Genomic DNA, 12,399 nt, shown 5'->3' with positions numbered 1-12,399 from the left:
ACTTCTTCCCTCACATCGAGCCGCTTCCGCGCTCCCTCACGCCCCGACGCGGGCGACCAGCACACACGCGTCGTCCTGGCGTTCGGCCCCGCCGAAGACCTCGACGACGCTCCGGACGCACTCCTGTGCCGTACGGGCCCGTGCGAACCGGGGGGCGAGGGCGAGCAGCGCCTCCGGGCCCGCACCCCGGGCGTCGTGCCGCATCAGGCCGGCCGTGTGCAGGACGAGCACGTCACCGGGGAAGAGCCGTACCTCGTCCTGCTCGTACGGGACGTGGGACGCGGCGCCGAGCAGCACGCCGTCCGGCGGCGGCAGCGGCCGTCCCGAACCGTGGCGGAAGAGCAGGGGAGCGGGGTGACCGGCCTGCGCCCAGGAGAGAAGGGAGGTCGCGGGGTCGAAGCGACAGCACAGGGCACTGCCGAGCGTCGGCTGCACCGACGTCTCCAGCACCTGGTTCAGGTGCCCCATCAGCGCGCCCGGTTCGATGCCGGCGACGGCCATGCCGCGCAGCGCCCCCAGCATCATCGCCATGGCCGAGGTGGCGGGGACGCCGCTCCCGGTGAGGTCGCCGACGGTGAGCAGGGTGCGTCCGTCCGGGAGTTCCATCGCGTCGTACCAGTCGCCGCCGATGAGCCCGCCCGGCCCGGAGCGGAGGTAGTGCGCGGCGACGTCGAGGGCGCCCGGTCCCTGCCGGGGGAGGGGCGGTGATCCGCGCCAGAGGGGCAGGACGCTCTCCTGGAGTTCCACGGCCATGCGGTGTTCGGTGCGCTCACCGTGGTCCGCGCGGCGCACCGCCGCACCGGTGCGCCGTACGGAGGGCTCGTCGCGCCGCCGCTCGGTGACGTCCCGCAGCACCGCCCACATCGAGGCGGTGCAGCCGTCGGCGTCGAGGACCGGCTCGCCCGTCATGTGCAGGGTGCGGGTGCGGCCGTCGGCGCGCACGATGCGGAACTCCCCGTCCATCGCCCGGCCGTCGACGAGGCAGCCGGTGACCATGGCGGTCAGCAGCGGCTGGTCCTCGGGCAGCAGGACGGACGGCAGATCGTCGAGGGACAGGGGCGCGGACCCGGGCGGCCTGCCGAAGATCTCGTACAACTCGTCCGACCAGGCGCACTCGTCGGTGAGGAGGTTCCACTCGGCGCTGCCCACGCCGTACGACGGGGCGCCGCGGCCCGGGGCCTCCGGAGCCGGGCCGTCCTCGGCCTCCCGCCCCTCGGTGTCCTGCCCGGTCAGCCCCGATCTCAGCCGGCCCAGGTTCTCGTCCAGACCGTCCAGGTACTGCACGGCCAGCTCGTACAGGGCGCGCTGCCGGCGCCGACCGGCGTCGTCCTCGTCGAACAGGAGGGCGTCGCGCCGTACGGCGTCGACATCGCCGCGCAGCCGCCGTGTGCGCTGGATCAGGGCGTTGACGGCGTCACGCGCGGGAGGTCGTGGTGCGGGGCGGTCCGCGAAGAGGGGGGACGGCATCTCGTACTCCGATACAGGCGCGGCCTAGCCGGTTCCGACAGGTGGGCCGGTACCGACTTTGGCACAGCGCGCGACGGACCGTAAGGGATTCGGCGACACTCGGGGCGATGTTGCTTCTGGCATATGCCAGCGGCCCTCGATCGGCATTGTTTTCCGAACAGGCTTACGTATGCGGCGAGTTGACCGGCGTCCGGAGGGTGGGCGGGATCGGGAATGCCGAGCGTGGAGGCCGTGTTACCCCACCAGAACGAAAACGAATCCCATCCCCATCATGGGGGCGGGGTCGTGCGAGACATCGGGAGGCGCCCATGGCGCGCAGCGAGACCAGGCCCGTCGTCACCCTCCGGTCCACCGCGGGGACGGGCCGCAGCTATGTGACACGCAAGAACCGCCGCAACGACCCCGACCGGCTGGAGCTCCGCAAGTTCGACTCCGCCACCGGCCGGCACGTGCTGTTCCGTGAGGTCCGCTGATCACACGGAGAAGTCCCACCCCTCCGATCGACGCGCCACCGTCGGCCGACCGGCCCGCGGCGAGGAAGGAACCCATCCATGAAGCCTCGTATCCACCCCGTGTCCCGCCCCGTGGTCTTCCGCGACCGCGCCGCCGGCACCGCTTTCCTGACCCGTTCGACCGCCGATTCCGGCGAGCACGTGGTGTGGGAGGACGGCGACAGCTACCCCGTCATCGACGTGGAGACCTCCTCGGCGAGCCACCCGTTCTACACCGGCGGCCGCCAGGTGCTCGACGTGGCGGGCCGCGTGGAGCGGTTCCACCGCCGCTACGGCGACGGCGGTCCGTCCGCCGGTTGACCGGACGGGTTCCGGCCGGGGAGCGGCCCCGGGGCGCGCGTGCTGTGGATCACAGCGACCGCGTTTCCGGGAACACTCCCGAGTGGTTTATCGTTCATCTATATGTGGGAGTGAGGAGGACGGTGTCCCCGGGCCTCACCTCCGGCCCGTCGGGAAGACCGCACCGCCGGAACCCCGTGGAGCACCCCGCCGAGAGGCGACCGCCCCTTGCGCCCGCACCAGAGCCGCCCCGGCCGGATTCCCCCGATCCGGCCGGGGCTTCCCCCTGTTCCGCGCCCCGGGGCGTGCCCGGCGGATCAGGATCGGACAGGCCGGACACGCCCTGAGGCTGTCCCGACCCGCGCGAAGCGCCCCACGGCCGGAGGCCTCACACGGTCTCGTCGAGATCCTTCGCGTAGTGCTCGATCGCCCGCCGGTAGCGCTGGACGTACGGGTCCTGACTGGTCGCCGCCGTCACCTCCAGCAGCAGCCGCATCGCCTCATGGTGCTCGTCCGTGTTGAACAGGGCCATCGCCAGGAACGTCCGCAGCGCGCCGTCGTCCGGGAACTCCTCGACGCCCCGGCGCAACGTCTCGACCGCCTGCCCGTACCTGCCCAGGACCCGGTACGTGCTGCCCAGCCCCAGAAGCGCCCCGCGCCGGTCCTCCGCCCCGAGCCCCGGGTTGCCCAGAGCGCGCTCGTAGTACGGCACCGCCTCCGACTCCAGGCCGAGGATGTCGTGGACCCACGCCGTTCGGTAGGCCACCTCGGCGTCGTCCGGAAGCGCCGCGGTGAGGGCGAGCAGCCGCTCGCGCGCCTCCTCGGGCCGGCCGTCCTCGCGCAATCGGTCGGCCTCCGCCAGCAGGTCCCTCTTCTTTTTGTCACTCATCTGCCCATCGGTACTCATGCGCACATCGTCGCAGGCGAGGACAGAGGGGCGGACGAGTTTCCGCTCCACGGGCCGGCCGGGGTGTGTTCCGGCCGGGCGGGGGCATCCGTCGCCCATGACAGCAGAGGTGAATCCCCCTGTACGCCAGGGGACATGGGTACGAGTACTGGTGCGCGGGGCGGTCCTGGTGGTGGCACTGCTGGGTCTGGTGGCGTTCTCCGTCCTGCTGGCCAAGGTGACGCTCACCCCGTCGCCGGCCTCCGAGGACCTGGTCACCTCGAACCTCCGGCCCGGGAGGTCGCTGCGCCAGTACGCCGAGGACTACACCTTCCTCGCCGCGTGCAAGCAGGCGGGCGGAAATCTGCTCCTGGGCGTCCCGTTCGGGCTCCTGCTGCCGTTCTTCGTACCGCGCCGGCTGCGGATGATCCGTACGACGCTGCTCGCGGCGGTCGTCATGACCGTCGTCGAACTGATCCAGGGTGCCCTCGTCACGGGCCGCGCCTTCGACATCGACGACGTCATCCTCAACACGACGGGCGCGGTGCTCGGGTACTTCCTGCTCGGCCGCCGCATCAGCCACCGCTACTACGTCTACACCGACGACACCGCCGTCCCCGACACGTCCGCGAAGCCGGAGGCCGAGCGTGACGCCGGGACGGAGCGGGAAACCGACGGGCCGGCCGGGCGCCGGATTCCTCCGAAGCCGAGCGCCGGGCCGGAGCACACGCCGGCGACCGCCCGCACCCGGACCGGACCGCTGGCCCGGCTGAGGCCCGCGCCCAAGGATCAGGGACCGGCACCAGCCGGGCAGCGCCCCTCCCGGGTCCGCGGGACCGGCGGCCCGCAGGGCGGCACCGCCCCCGCGCCGAGCAAGAGCCCCCGTGCTCTGCTCGACCGCTTCCGCCGCCACTGAGCGGACTCCCCGGGGCGTCGGCCCCACCGCACCGGCCCGCAGGCGGCCCGGCACCCGTTCGGGCCGGGCCGTTTGCGGGCGGCGGGGCCCGGCCGCACGGTGGGGACACGCCGTGCGCCCGGACGGGCGTACGGAGCCCCTGCCGAGGAGGAGCGCCATGGCCGAACCCGAAGGCCGATGGAGCCCGGGCCGCACGGAGACGGACGCCGACGAGTTCCGGCCCGTCCTGGAGATCGTCCAACCGGCACGGCAGCGGCGGCTGACCGTGCTCCTGCGACTCCTGCTGCTGATCCCGCACTTCATCGTGCTGTTCGTCCTGCACATCGCCGCGTTCTTCACCGTGATCGTCGGCTGGTTCGCGGCCCTGGCCCTGGGCAGGCTGCCGGACCCCGTCTTCCGCTTCCTGAGCGGCGTCCTCGGCTACGACATGCGCGTCTCGGCCAGCGACATGCTGCTCATCGACCGCTACCCGCCCTTCGCGCTGACCCCGCCCGCCGACTACCCGGCGCGGATCGAGGTGCGCCCCACGCCGCTCAACCGGCTCGCGGTGCTCTTCCGCGTCTTCCTGATGATCCCGGCGGCGATCGTGCAGAGCCTCGCCGTGTACGGCTGGTGGGCGCTCGCCTTCGTCTGGTGGCTGATCACACTGGTCCTCGGCCGCATGCCCCGGCCGCTGTTCGAGGCGACGACCGCCACCCTGCGCTACCGGATGCGGTTCACCGCGTACGTCATGATGCTCACTCCCGCCTACCCCAAGGGCCTGTTCGGCGACGACGCGTTCGCCGGAGCCACGCGGGCCCCGCACCCGGGCGCCCGGCCGCTGGTCCTGAGCAGCGCCGCCAAGTGGCTCGTGGTGCTCTTCCTGGTGCTCGGCCTCGCGGGACACGTCACGTCGTCCGTGACCGCCTCGACGACCGACGACACCCCCGCCACCCGTCTCCTCGGGCCCTGAGCACGTGGCGACTCCTCACGGCGCCTCCGACGCCGCGGCCGCGTAGCGCCGGGCGAGCCGGGCGAAGGCGTCCCGGAGCTCGGCGGGTCCGACGACCTCGATGTCCACGTCGAACCGGCCGAGATCCGCGGCCAGCCCCGCCCAGGACCAGGCCCCCAGAACCACCCGGCAGCGCCCCGGTCCGTCCTCCTCGACGATCCCGTCGCGAACGTGCACCGCCACCTCGCCGGCCGGGGCGTCGAGGATCACCTCGCCCCGGCACGGCCACGCGCCGGGCCCCTCGGAGCCCTGGAAGCGGGCGGCGACGAAGGCGGCCACATCGCCGCCCGGCACCTCACGCGGCGGGAAGCGGGGACCCGTGGGAGTACGCGGCTCGATCCGGTCCGCGCGGAAGATGCGCCAGTCCTCCCGGTCCAGGTCCCAGGCGACGAGATACCAGCGCCCGCCCCAGGTCACCAGGCGGTGCGGCTCCACCCGTCGCACCGGGGGCGCGTCCCCGCCGTCCCCGGCCGCCGGGGCGTACGCGGGGGAGTAGCCGAAACGCAGCACCTCGCCCGCGTGCACGGCCGAGCTGAGGGCCAGCAGCACGCGCGGGTCGGCCTGCGGCCGAGGCGGAACTCCGGTGCGCTCGACGGCGGTGATCCGCAACGCGTCCACCCGGTGGCGCAACCGGGCGGGCATCACCTGCCGGACGGTGGTGAGCGCGCGGGCCGCCGACTCCCCGATCCCCGCCCCGGTGGCGGCGGCGGTCCGCAGGGCGACCGTGAGGGCCACGGCCTGGTCGTCGTCGAACAGCAGCGGCGGCAGGCTGGCGCCCGCGTCGAGCCGGTAGCCGCCCTCGGGCCCCTTGAACGCCACGACGGGGTAGCCCAACTCCCGCAGCCGGTCCACGTCCCGCCGCACCGTGCGCGGACTGACCTCCAGCCGCTCGGCCAGCAGGGCCCCCGGCCAGTCCCGGCGTGCCTGGAGCAGGGAGAGCAGGGCCAGCAGTCGCGCGGAGGTCTTCGGCATGCGGTCAGTATGAGCGGAGAAGAGGACACATCCTGGCCGCTTCTCTTGCGAAGGTGGAGCCGTACCGCACGACGAGGACCTCCGAAGGGCTCTGACGACCATGACCACGACCGCCTCCTTCACCGACGCCGAGCGCACCGACCTGCTCGCCGCCCTGGCCGCCGCGCGGGCCGCCCTCGTCGGCTCGGTCGAGGGCCTCGACGACGAGAGCGCGGGCCGGACCCCGACGGCCAGTTCCCTGTGCCTGGGCGGCCTCGTCAAGCACGTCACGGCGGTGGAGGAGAACTGGCTGAACTTCGTCACCGATGGGCCCTCCGCGATGAGCTTCGCCCTGCCCGACGGCGTCACCTGGGACGACCTCATGGCCGGCACGGCACGCGCGTACCCGCAGTGGGCGATCGACCGCGAGAAGGAGTTCCGGATGCAGCCGGGCGAGACGCTGGCCGCGATCCTCCGGGCCTACGAAGAGGTGGCCGCCCGCACCGAGAAGATCGTCCTCGCCGTTCCCGACCTCTCGGCGGCCCACCCGCTCCCCGAGGCGCCCTGGCACGAGCCCGGCGGCGAATGGAGCGTACGGCGGGTGCTGGCCCACGTCCTCGCCGAGACCGCCCAGCACGCCGGGCACGCCGATATCCTGCGCGAGACGCTCGACGGACGGCAGGCGACCTGAGAACAGGACACCGGACGGACGGGAAGAGGGAGACGACAGGGTGACCGTTCTCGACGACCGGGCGCTCAACCGCGCCACGCTCGCCCGGCAACTGCTGCTCGACCGGGCAAAACTGCCCGTCGTCGACGCGGTGGCCCACCTCTGCGGCCTCCAGGCGCAGGAACCGCAGGAGCCCTTCGTCGGGATGTGGTCCCGGCTCGCCGCCTTCGACCCGGCCGCCCTGTCCGGCTCGCTGACCTCGCGGAACGTGGTGCGCACCCATCTGATGCGCCGCACGGTCCACCTCGTCGCCGCCGAGGACGCCCTCGCCTGGCGGTCCCGCCACGACGCGATGCTGCGCCAGCGTGTGCTCGGGGTCTACCGGGACGAGCTGAGAGACGTCGATCTGGACGGACTCGCCGCCGACGCGGAAGAGCTGATGGCGGACGGGGAGCCTCGTACGGCGGCAGAGATCGTCCGGGAGCTCGCCGGACGGTGGCCCGGCCCCGGCCCCCGCGCCCTGGGCGAGATGGTGGTCGCCGCCCTCGTCCCGATGGCCCAGGCCCCGCCCCGGGGGCTGTGGCGGACCAAGGGGGGCGTGCGCAACGTCGCCCTCTCCTCCTGGCTCGGCCGGCCGGTCGACCCGCCCGCGCCCGACGGGGCCGACCCCGTGGGCCGGGAGCTGGTCCGCCGCTATCTGGCCGCCCACGGACCGGCCGCCACGGCGGACCTGCGCGCCTGGTCCGGACTGGCCGGGCTGCCCGCAGCGGTGGCCGCGGTCCGCGACGAACTGGTCCGCTTCCGCGACGAGCGGGGCCGGGAGCTGCTCGACCTCCCGGACGCGCCGCGCCCGGATCCGGACACCCCCGCGCCGGTGCGCTTCCTGCCGGCCTTCGACAACGCGATCCTCGGCTACCAGGAGCGCGGGCGGATCATCGACGACGGACACCGCGGCCTCTCGGTCGCCGGCGAGCGCGTGGTCCTGGTCGACGGCCGGGTCTCCGCCACCTGGCGGGTGGTCGAGGGCGCGGTCACGGTGGAGCCGTTGCGTCCCCTCTCCGGGGCCGACCGCGCCGCCGTGGCTCTCGGCGTGCCGGCTCCAGGCCCTCGTACTGGACGTACTTGGGCCTGGGGCCAGTGCGGCGAGAGTGCGTGCATGGCGTCGTGAGGCAGACGGGAATTGTCAGACAGGCCCTAGGGTCGTTCGGCCTCCGCAACCCCCGGCGTCTGCCGGTCCGTACCGGAACGGGCCCATTTGGTACGGGAGTTTGGCCGACATGCCGTGGGAGGCGGACTGAAAGCACCGGGTTCGGGTCAAACGCACTCCATGACGTCCAACGACGTAACCACAGAGCCCGCGCCGCACGACGGCGGAAAGCGCGACGCCCGCTCCTCCCGGGGGTGGCTGAAGGTCCTCGGCGTCGGCGCGGCCGTCCTGGCCCTGCTGTTCGCCGGGAGCCGACTCAGCCTGCTGCCGGGGCTCGACGACTTCTTCGGCGAGGAGACCCACGACCGGTCGGGCCCCGCCGTACTGAAGTCGATCCAGGACATGAGCGCCTACGAGGCGGCCTCGGGCAACTTCCAGGTCGTCGTCGACCTGGAGAAGGACACGAAGTTCGTCCCCGACGTCCTGCGCGGCACCCGCACGCTCTTCGTCGGGGCCGGCACGGTCGACGCCTCGGTGGACCTCGGCAGGCTCACCGAGGACGGCGTCGTGGTGAACGAGGAGCGCACCGAGGCCGAGATCCGCCTGCCCCGCGCCGTACTGGGCAAGCCGGCCCTCGACCCCGACCGCTCGTACGCGGTGTCCAAGCAGCGCGGTCTCCTGGACCGGCTGGGCGACTTCTTCTCCGACAACCCCGGCAGCGAGCAGGCGGTCAACAAGCTCGCCTCCCGGCACATAGCGGAGGCGGCGAAGGAGAGCGGTCTGACCACCCGCGCCGAGAAGAACACCGCCGACATGCTCAAGGGATTGCTCACCTCCCTCGGCTTCGAACGGGTCACGGTCCGGTACGCCGACGACCAGGGATGATCGCTCCGCACGGGCGGCCGCGCGAACCCCGCGCGGCCGCCCGTCCACGTTCCGGGGGGAGGCGGCCCCGCACCCACCACCCTTGACGTGGACGCGTCGCTAGGTATGGTCTAGTCCAAGTGCAGGGCCTTTCCGGACATCCGTCATCACCCTTGTCCGGCAAAGGACTTGCGGCCTTCGCGCCACTTGGCCCCACACTCGCGAGGCCACGCCGTCGAAGCCGGGCCCCCACGGCCCGCCACCGCGCGGTGCGGTCTCCTGTGAAGGAGAAACATGCACGCGAAAAGGAAGACCGCCCTCGCCGTCGGCGCCATGCTCGCCCCGGTCCTCGCGCTGAGCCTCCCGGCGAGCTCCGCAAGCGCCCACGGCTATATCTCCAACCCGCCCAGCCGCCAGGCGCAGTGCGCCGCCGGGACCGTGAGCTGCGGTTCCATCACCTACGAGCCCCAGAGCGTCGAGGGGCCCAAGGGGCTCACCAGCTGCAGTGGCGGCAACAGCGGCTTCGCCGAACTGGACGACGACTCCAAGGGCTGGGCGGTCACCCCGGTGAACCGCTCCCAGCAGTTCGAGTGGAAGCTGACCGCGCGTCACGCCACGAGCACCTGGCAGTACTTCGTGGGCGGCGAGAAGATCGCCGAGTTCGACGACGGCGGCGCACAGCCCGGGGCGACCGTGACCCACCAGGTCGACTTCGGCGACAAGACCGGCAAGCAGAAGGTGCTGGCCGTCTGGAACGTCGCGGACACCCCGAACGCCTTCTACGCCTGCATCGACGTCAACGTCGGCTAGCGGACACGGGCGGACCCGGCTCCGCGCCCGCCGGCCGCCCCCACGCCCCGGTCGCACCTCGCGACCGGGGCGTACCGCTGCCCCCGGTGGCCGGAAAGCGGCACGGCGCAACCCCAGTGCGTGATCGAGCGGTTACCCTACGCCAGCGATTCCGATCGATCGTCAGCGCCTCGGGAGGCCCCCGCATGAACCGCGTCAGCACCGTGCTCGCCACGCTCGGCATCACCGCCGGACTGCTCTCCGCCCCGGCGGCGAGCGCCGCACCCGCGTCCGCCCGGCCCGCGCCCGCCGCCGAACGCCACGACCCCTGCACCGGCGAGTTCCGCGGCGACGCCCGCCTCGGCCCCAAGTGGCTGCCCGGCAAGCGGCTCGCGCCGGTCGGCCCGCTGCTGAAGGGCTACCAGCGCACCGGCGGGCTCACGCCGAAGGACTTCCTCAAGAAGTACTGGGAGGGCCCCGCGGACACCGGCAGCTGGAAGTACCCGCCCAACGACGGCTTCGGCGAGGTGAACGGCGAGATCGACAAGGAGCCCGTGAAGCTCCGCACCGGCCAGCGACTCGACCGCTTCGGCTCCGAGTACGGCGGCTACCTGGCTCCGGCGGGCGACGCCTACGCCGAACGCGCCCTGCCGCCGCAGAACCTCAACACCCGGGACGCGGACACCCCGTGCGACTACCGCGTCTACAAGGTCGCCAAGCCCTTCTGGGTCTGGCAGGGGTCCATCGCCCCGTGGTTCGAGCAGCCGGGCGGCGGTCAGCAGATCAAGCTGGACGCCGTCTTCCTGGACCCGGGCGCGGGGCAGCGGCTCAACGTGAAATGGCTGCTGGACCACGCCTACCTGACGCCCGCGGGGGCGTAGCCGATGGACCGCCGGGCCCTGCACACCGCACTCGTCGAGGCGCACATCCCCGGCGGCTACTACTGGATCGAGGGCGTCCACGAGCCCAGTCCGACCCCGACGGACTTCCTCTTCGTCCGGCGGGGTCCGGACGGCGGCTGGGAGACCGGGGCGTTCGAACGCGGCGCGTACGACGTCCTCACCCGCCACCCCGACGAGGCCGCCGCCTGCGGCCACCTGCTGGAACTCCTCGTGTGAACGGCCTTCCCCCGCCTTTTGCCGGACCGGCAAAGAAGCTTGTCCACCGGGCCGCCCCGGCCGAATGATCGGCATCGGGCGGCCCGGCCACCTGGACCGGCCGCCCGCCGAACGATGACGCCCGTGCCCGAGGAGGACCCATGCCCGCCCCCGTACCCGCACCGTCCGCCGGACGCCCCTCCGCCCTGCTGCCCGGCGCCACCCACCGTACGGTCGGCGTCCCCGGCGGCCGGATCCACTGCGTCGAGCAGGGCGAGGGCCCCCTCGTCCTGCTCGTCCACGGCTTCCCCGAGTCCTGGTACTCCTGGCGCCACCAGCTCCCCGCCCTGGCCGCCGCCGGAAACCGGGCCGTCGCCATCGACGTACGCGGCTACGGGCGCTCCTCCGCGCCCGCCGCCACCGACGCCTACCGCATGCTCGCCCACGTCGCCGACAACACCGCCGTCGTGCACGCCCTCGGCGAGGAGACCGCCACCGTCGTCGGCCACGACTGGGGCTCGCCCATCGCCGCCAACAGCGCACTGCTCCGCCCCGACGTCTTCACCGCCGTCGGCCTCCTCAGCGTCCCCTACGCGCCCCGGGGCGGCCCCCGGCCCACCGACGGCTTCGCGGCCGTCGGCGGCGACGAGGAGTTCTACGTCAGCTACTTCCAGACCCCCGACCGCGCCGAGGCGGAGATCGAACCGGACGTACGGGGCTGGCTCGCCGGCTTCTACGCCGGACTGTCGGGCGACGCCCCCGTTCCCGACGGCCACCCCGGCCTCTTCTTCGTACCGCCGGGCGCGCGCATGGCCGACCGGTTCCCCGCCGGAGAGCTCCCCGACTGGCTGGACGAGCGGGACCTCGACGTCTACGCGGAGGAGTTCGAACGGACCGGCCTGACCGGTGCGCTCAACCGCTACCGCAACGTCGACCGGGACTGGGAGGACCTCGCCGCCTGGGACGGCGCGCCCGTCACCCAGCCCTCGATCTTCATCGGCGGCTCCCGGGACGCCTCCACCACCTGGATGTCCGATGCCGTCGAGGCCTACCCGAAGACGCTCCCCGGCCTCACCGCGGCCCATGTCCTCGACGGCTGCGGCCACTGGATCCAGCAGGAACGCCCCGCGGAGGTCAACCGCCTCCTGACCGACTGGCTGCGGGGCCTTCGCGGCTGAGCGGGTGTGTCGCAACCGGGCGGCCCCGGCGTCCGGGGCGAAGGTGGGCGGATGAATACCGCAGGCATGCTCGCCGAAGCGTTCGACCGGGTCGGGGAAGCGGTTCACGCCGCCGTCGAAGGGCTCGGGCCCGAGGACCTCGACGCACGCGTCGACCCCGGGGCCAACTCGATCTCCTGGCTCGTCTGGCACCTCACCCGCGTCCAGGACGACCACATCGCCGACGCCGCCGGAACCGACCAGATCTGGCTCACCGACGGCTGGGCCGACCGCTTCGCGCTCCCGTTCGACGCCTCGGCGACCGGCTACGGACAGAGCGCCGAGGAGGTCGCCGCCGTACGCGTGGAATCCGCCGAACTGCTCCTCGGCTACTTCGACGCCGTGCAGGAGCGGACGCTCGACTTCGTCGCCGGTCTGGAGGGCCACGCTCTGGACCGGATCGTCGACGAGAACTGGTCACCTCCGGTGACGCTGGGTGTCCGGCTGATCAGCGTCGTCGCCGAGGACCTGCAGCACGCGGGCCAGGCCGCCTACGTGCGCGGAATGCTGGAACGCGCCTGAGGCTCGGGGGGGCACGGCCCCCGTTTCGCACACCCGTGCGTAGTCCGATCGGCGGTGCCATACTCGGAAGAAGTCAGCGGGCTGGACAGGC

General features: G+C 73.1%; 15 protein-coding genes. 12 read left to right on the top strand and 3 right to left on the bottom strand.

The genetic code is table 11. The annotated features are described in order from the left end of the window. Nucleotides 1–36: 36 nt before the first annotated feature. On the bottom strand, nucleotides 37–1,467 hold the full coding sequence (locus IF19_RS0120955) for a PP2C family protein-serine/threonine phosphatase (RefSeq protein WP_030116963.1): 1,431 nt from the start codon (nucleotides 1,465–1,467) through the stop codon (nucleotides 37–39). Nucleotides 1,468–1,775: 308 nt separating this feature from the next. On the opposite strand from IF19_RS0120955, the gene rpmG reads away from it, so the two are divergent. Together rpmG and IF19_RS0120945 are read left to right on the top strand one after the other, a co-directional pair. Then, nucleotides 1,776–1,940: a 50S ribosomal protein L33 gene (gene rpmG, locus IF19_RS0120950; protein WP_030116964.1), complete on the top strand. Its 165-nt coding sequence runs from the start codon at nucleotides 1,776–1,778 to the stop codon at nucleotides 1,938–1,940. Between the two features lie 78 nt (nucleotides 1,941–2,018). Then, the gene (locus IF19_RS0120945; RefSeq protein WP_030276689.1) at nucleotides 2,019–2,279 is read left to right on the top strand and encodes a type B 50S ribosomal protein L31; all 261 of its coding nucleotides are present in this window, start codon (nucleotides 2,019–2,021) and stop codon (nucleotides 2,277–2,279) included. A 367-nt stretch (nucleotides 2,280–2,646) separates the two neighbouring features. Here the strand turns inward: IF19_RS0120945 and IF19_RS0120940 are convergent, their stop codons facing one another. Continuing rightward, nucleotides 2,647–3,147: a tetratricopeptide repeat protein gene (locus IF19_RS0120940; protein WP_030116966.1), complete on the bottom strand. Its 501-nt coding sequence runs from the start codon at nucleotides 3,145–3,147 to the stop codon at nucleotides 2,647–2,649. Nucleotides 3,148–3,262: 115 nt separating this feature from the next. Here IF19_RS0120940 and IF19_RS0120935 point away from each other — a divergent pair, with 115 nt between their 5' ends. Together IF19_RS0120935 and IF19_RS0120930 are read left to right on the top strand one after the other, a co-directional pair. Then, nucleotides 3,263–4,060, top strand: a complete 798-nt coding sequence (locus tag IF19_RS0120935; RefSeq protein WP_050493849.1) for a VanZ family protein — start codon at nucleotides 3,263–3,265, stop codon at nucleotides 4,058–4,060. Between the two features lie 157 nt (nucleotides 4,061–4,217). After that, nucleotides 4,218–5,012 carry a DUF4389 domain-containing protein gene (locus tag IF19_RS0120930; RefSeq protein WP_030116968.1) on the top strand — a complete coding sequence of 265 codons (795 nt, stop codon included), beginning with the start codon at nucleotides 4,218–4,220 and terminating at the stop codon, nucleotides 5,010–5,012. 15 nt (nucleotides 5,013–5,027) lie between these two features. On the opposite strand, the gene IF19_RS0120925 is transcribed toward IF19_RS0120930, so the two are convergent. Beyond that, nucleotides 5,028–6,023, bottom strand: coding sequence for a helix-turn-helix transcriptional regulator (locus tag IF19_RS0120925; protein ID WP_030190205.1), 996 nt, complete (start codon nucleotides 6,021–6,023; stop codon nucleotides 5,028–5,030). A 100-nt stretch (nucleotides 6,024–6,123) separates the two neighbouring features. Between IF19_RS0120925 and IF19_RS0120920 the strand changes: the two genes are divergently transcribed. The 8 genes from IF19_RS0120920 to IF19_RS0120885 all read left to right on the top strand — a co-directional run bounded on the left by IF19_RS0120920 (nucleotide 6,124) and on the right by IF19_RS0120885 (nucleotide 12,308). Further along, on the top strand, nucleotides 6,124–6,693 hold the full coding sequence (locus IF19_RS0120920; protein ID WP_030116970.1) for a DinB family protein: 570 nt from the start codon (nucleotides 6,124–6,126) through the stop codon (nucleotides 6,691–6,693). Nucleotides 6,694–6,733: 40 nt separating this feature from the next. Further along, nucleotides 6,734–7,840 (top strand): winged helix DNA-binding domain-containing protein, encoded by a 1,107-nt coding sequence (locus tag IF19_RS0120915; RefSeq protein ID WP_078625094.1) that lies wholly within the window; start codon nucleotides 6,734–6,736, stop codon nucleotides 7,838–7,840. 159 nt (nucleotides 7,841–7,999) lie between these two features. Beyond that, entirely contained in the window at nucleotides 8,000–8,704 is a 705-nt protein-coding gene (locus IF19_RS0120910) for a DUF4230 domain-containing protein (protein WP_030116972.1), read from the top strand. A 273-nt stretch (nucleotides 8,705–8,977) separates the two neighbouring features. Then, nucleotides 8,978–9,493: a lytic polysaccharide monooxygenase auxiliary activity family 9 protein gene (locus IF19_RS0120905; protein ID WP_030116973.1), complete on the top strand. Its 516-nt coding sequence runs from the start codon at nucleotides 8,978–8,980 to the stop codon at nucleotides 9,491–9,493. A 185-nt stretch (nucleotides 9,494–9,678) separates the two neighbouring features. Next, on the top strand, nucleotides 9,679–10,353 hold the full coding sequence (locus IF19_RS0120900) for a TNT domain-containing protein (protein ID WP_030116974.1): 675 nt from the start codon (nucleotides 9,679–9,681) through the stop codon (nucleotides 10,351–10,353). Nucleotides 10,354–10,356: 3 nt separating this feature from the next. Continuing rightward, nucleotides 10,357–10,590, top strand: a complete 234-nt coding sequence (locus tag IF19_RS0120895; RefSeq protein ID WP_030116975.1) for a hypothetical protein — start codon at nucleotides 10,357–10,359, stop codon at nucleotides 10,588–10,590. 140 nt (nucleotides 10,591–10,730) lie between these two features. Continuing rightward, entirely contained in the window at nucleotides 10,731–11,747 is a 1,017-nt protein-coding gene (locus tag IF19_RS0120890) for an alpha/beta fold hydrolase (protein ID WP_030116976.1), read from the top strand. A gap of 51 nt (nucleotides 11,748–11,798) precedes the next feature. Continuing rightward, complete coding sequence (locus IF19_RS0120885) at nucleotides 11,799–12,308, top strand: mycothiol transferase (protein ID WP_030116977.1); 510 nt, start codon at nucleotides 11,799–11,801, stop codon at nucleotides 12,306–12,308. Nucleotides 12,309–12,399: the final 91 nt, after the last annotated feature.

It is taken from the genome of Streptomyces californicus (genome assembly GCF_000717645.1).
Taxonomy (GTDB): domain Bacteria; phylum Actinomycetota; class Actinomycetes; order Streptomycetales; family Streptomycetaceae; genus Streptomyces; species Streptomyces californicus.
Note: the sequence above shows the minus strand (reverse complement) of the source record. Positions and strands in the feature narration are given on the sequence as shown.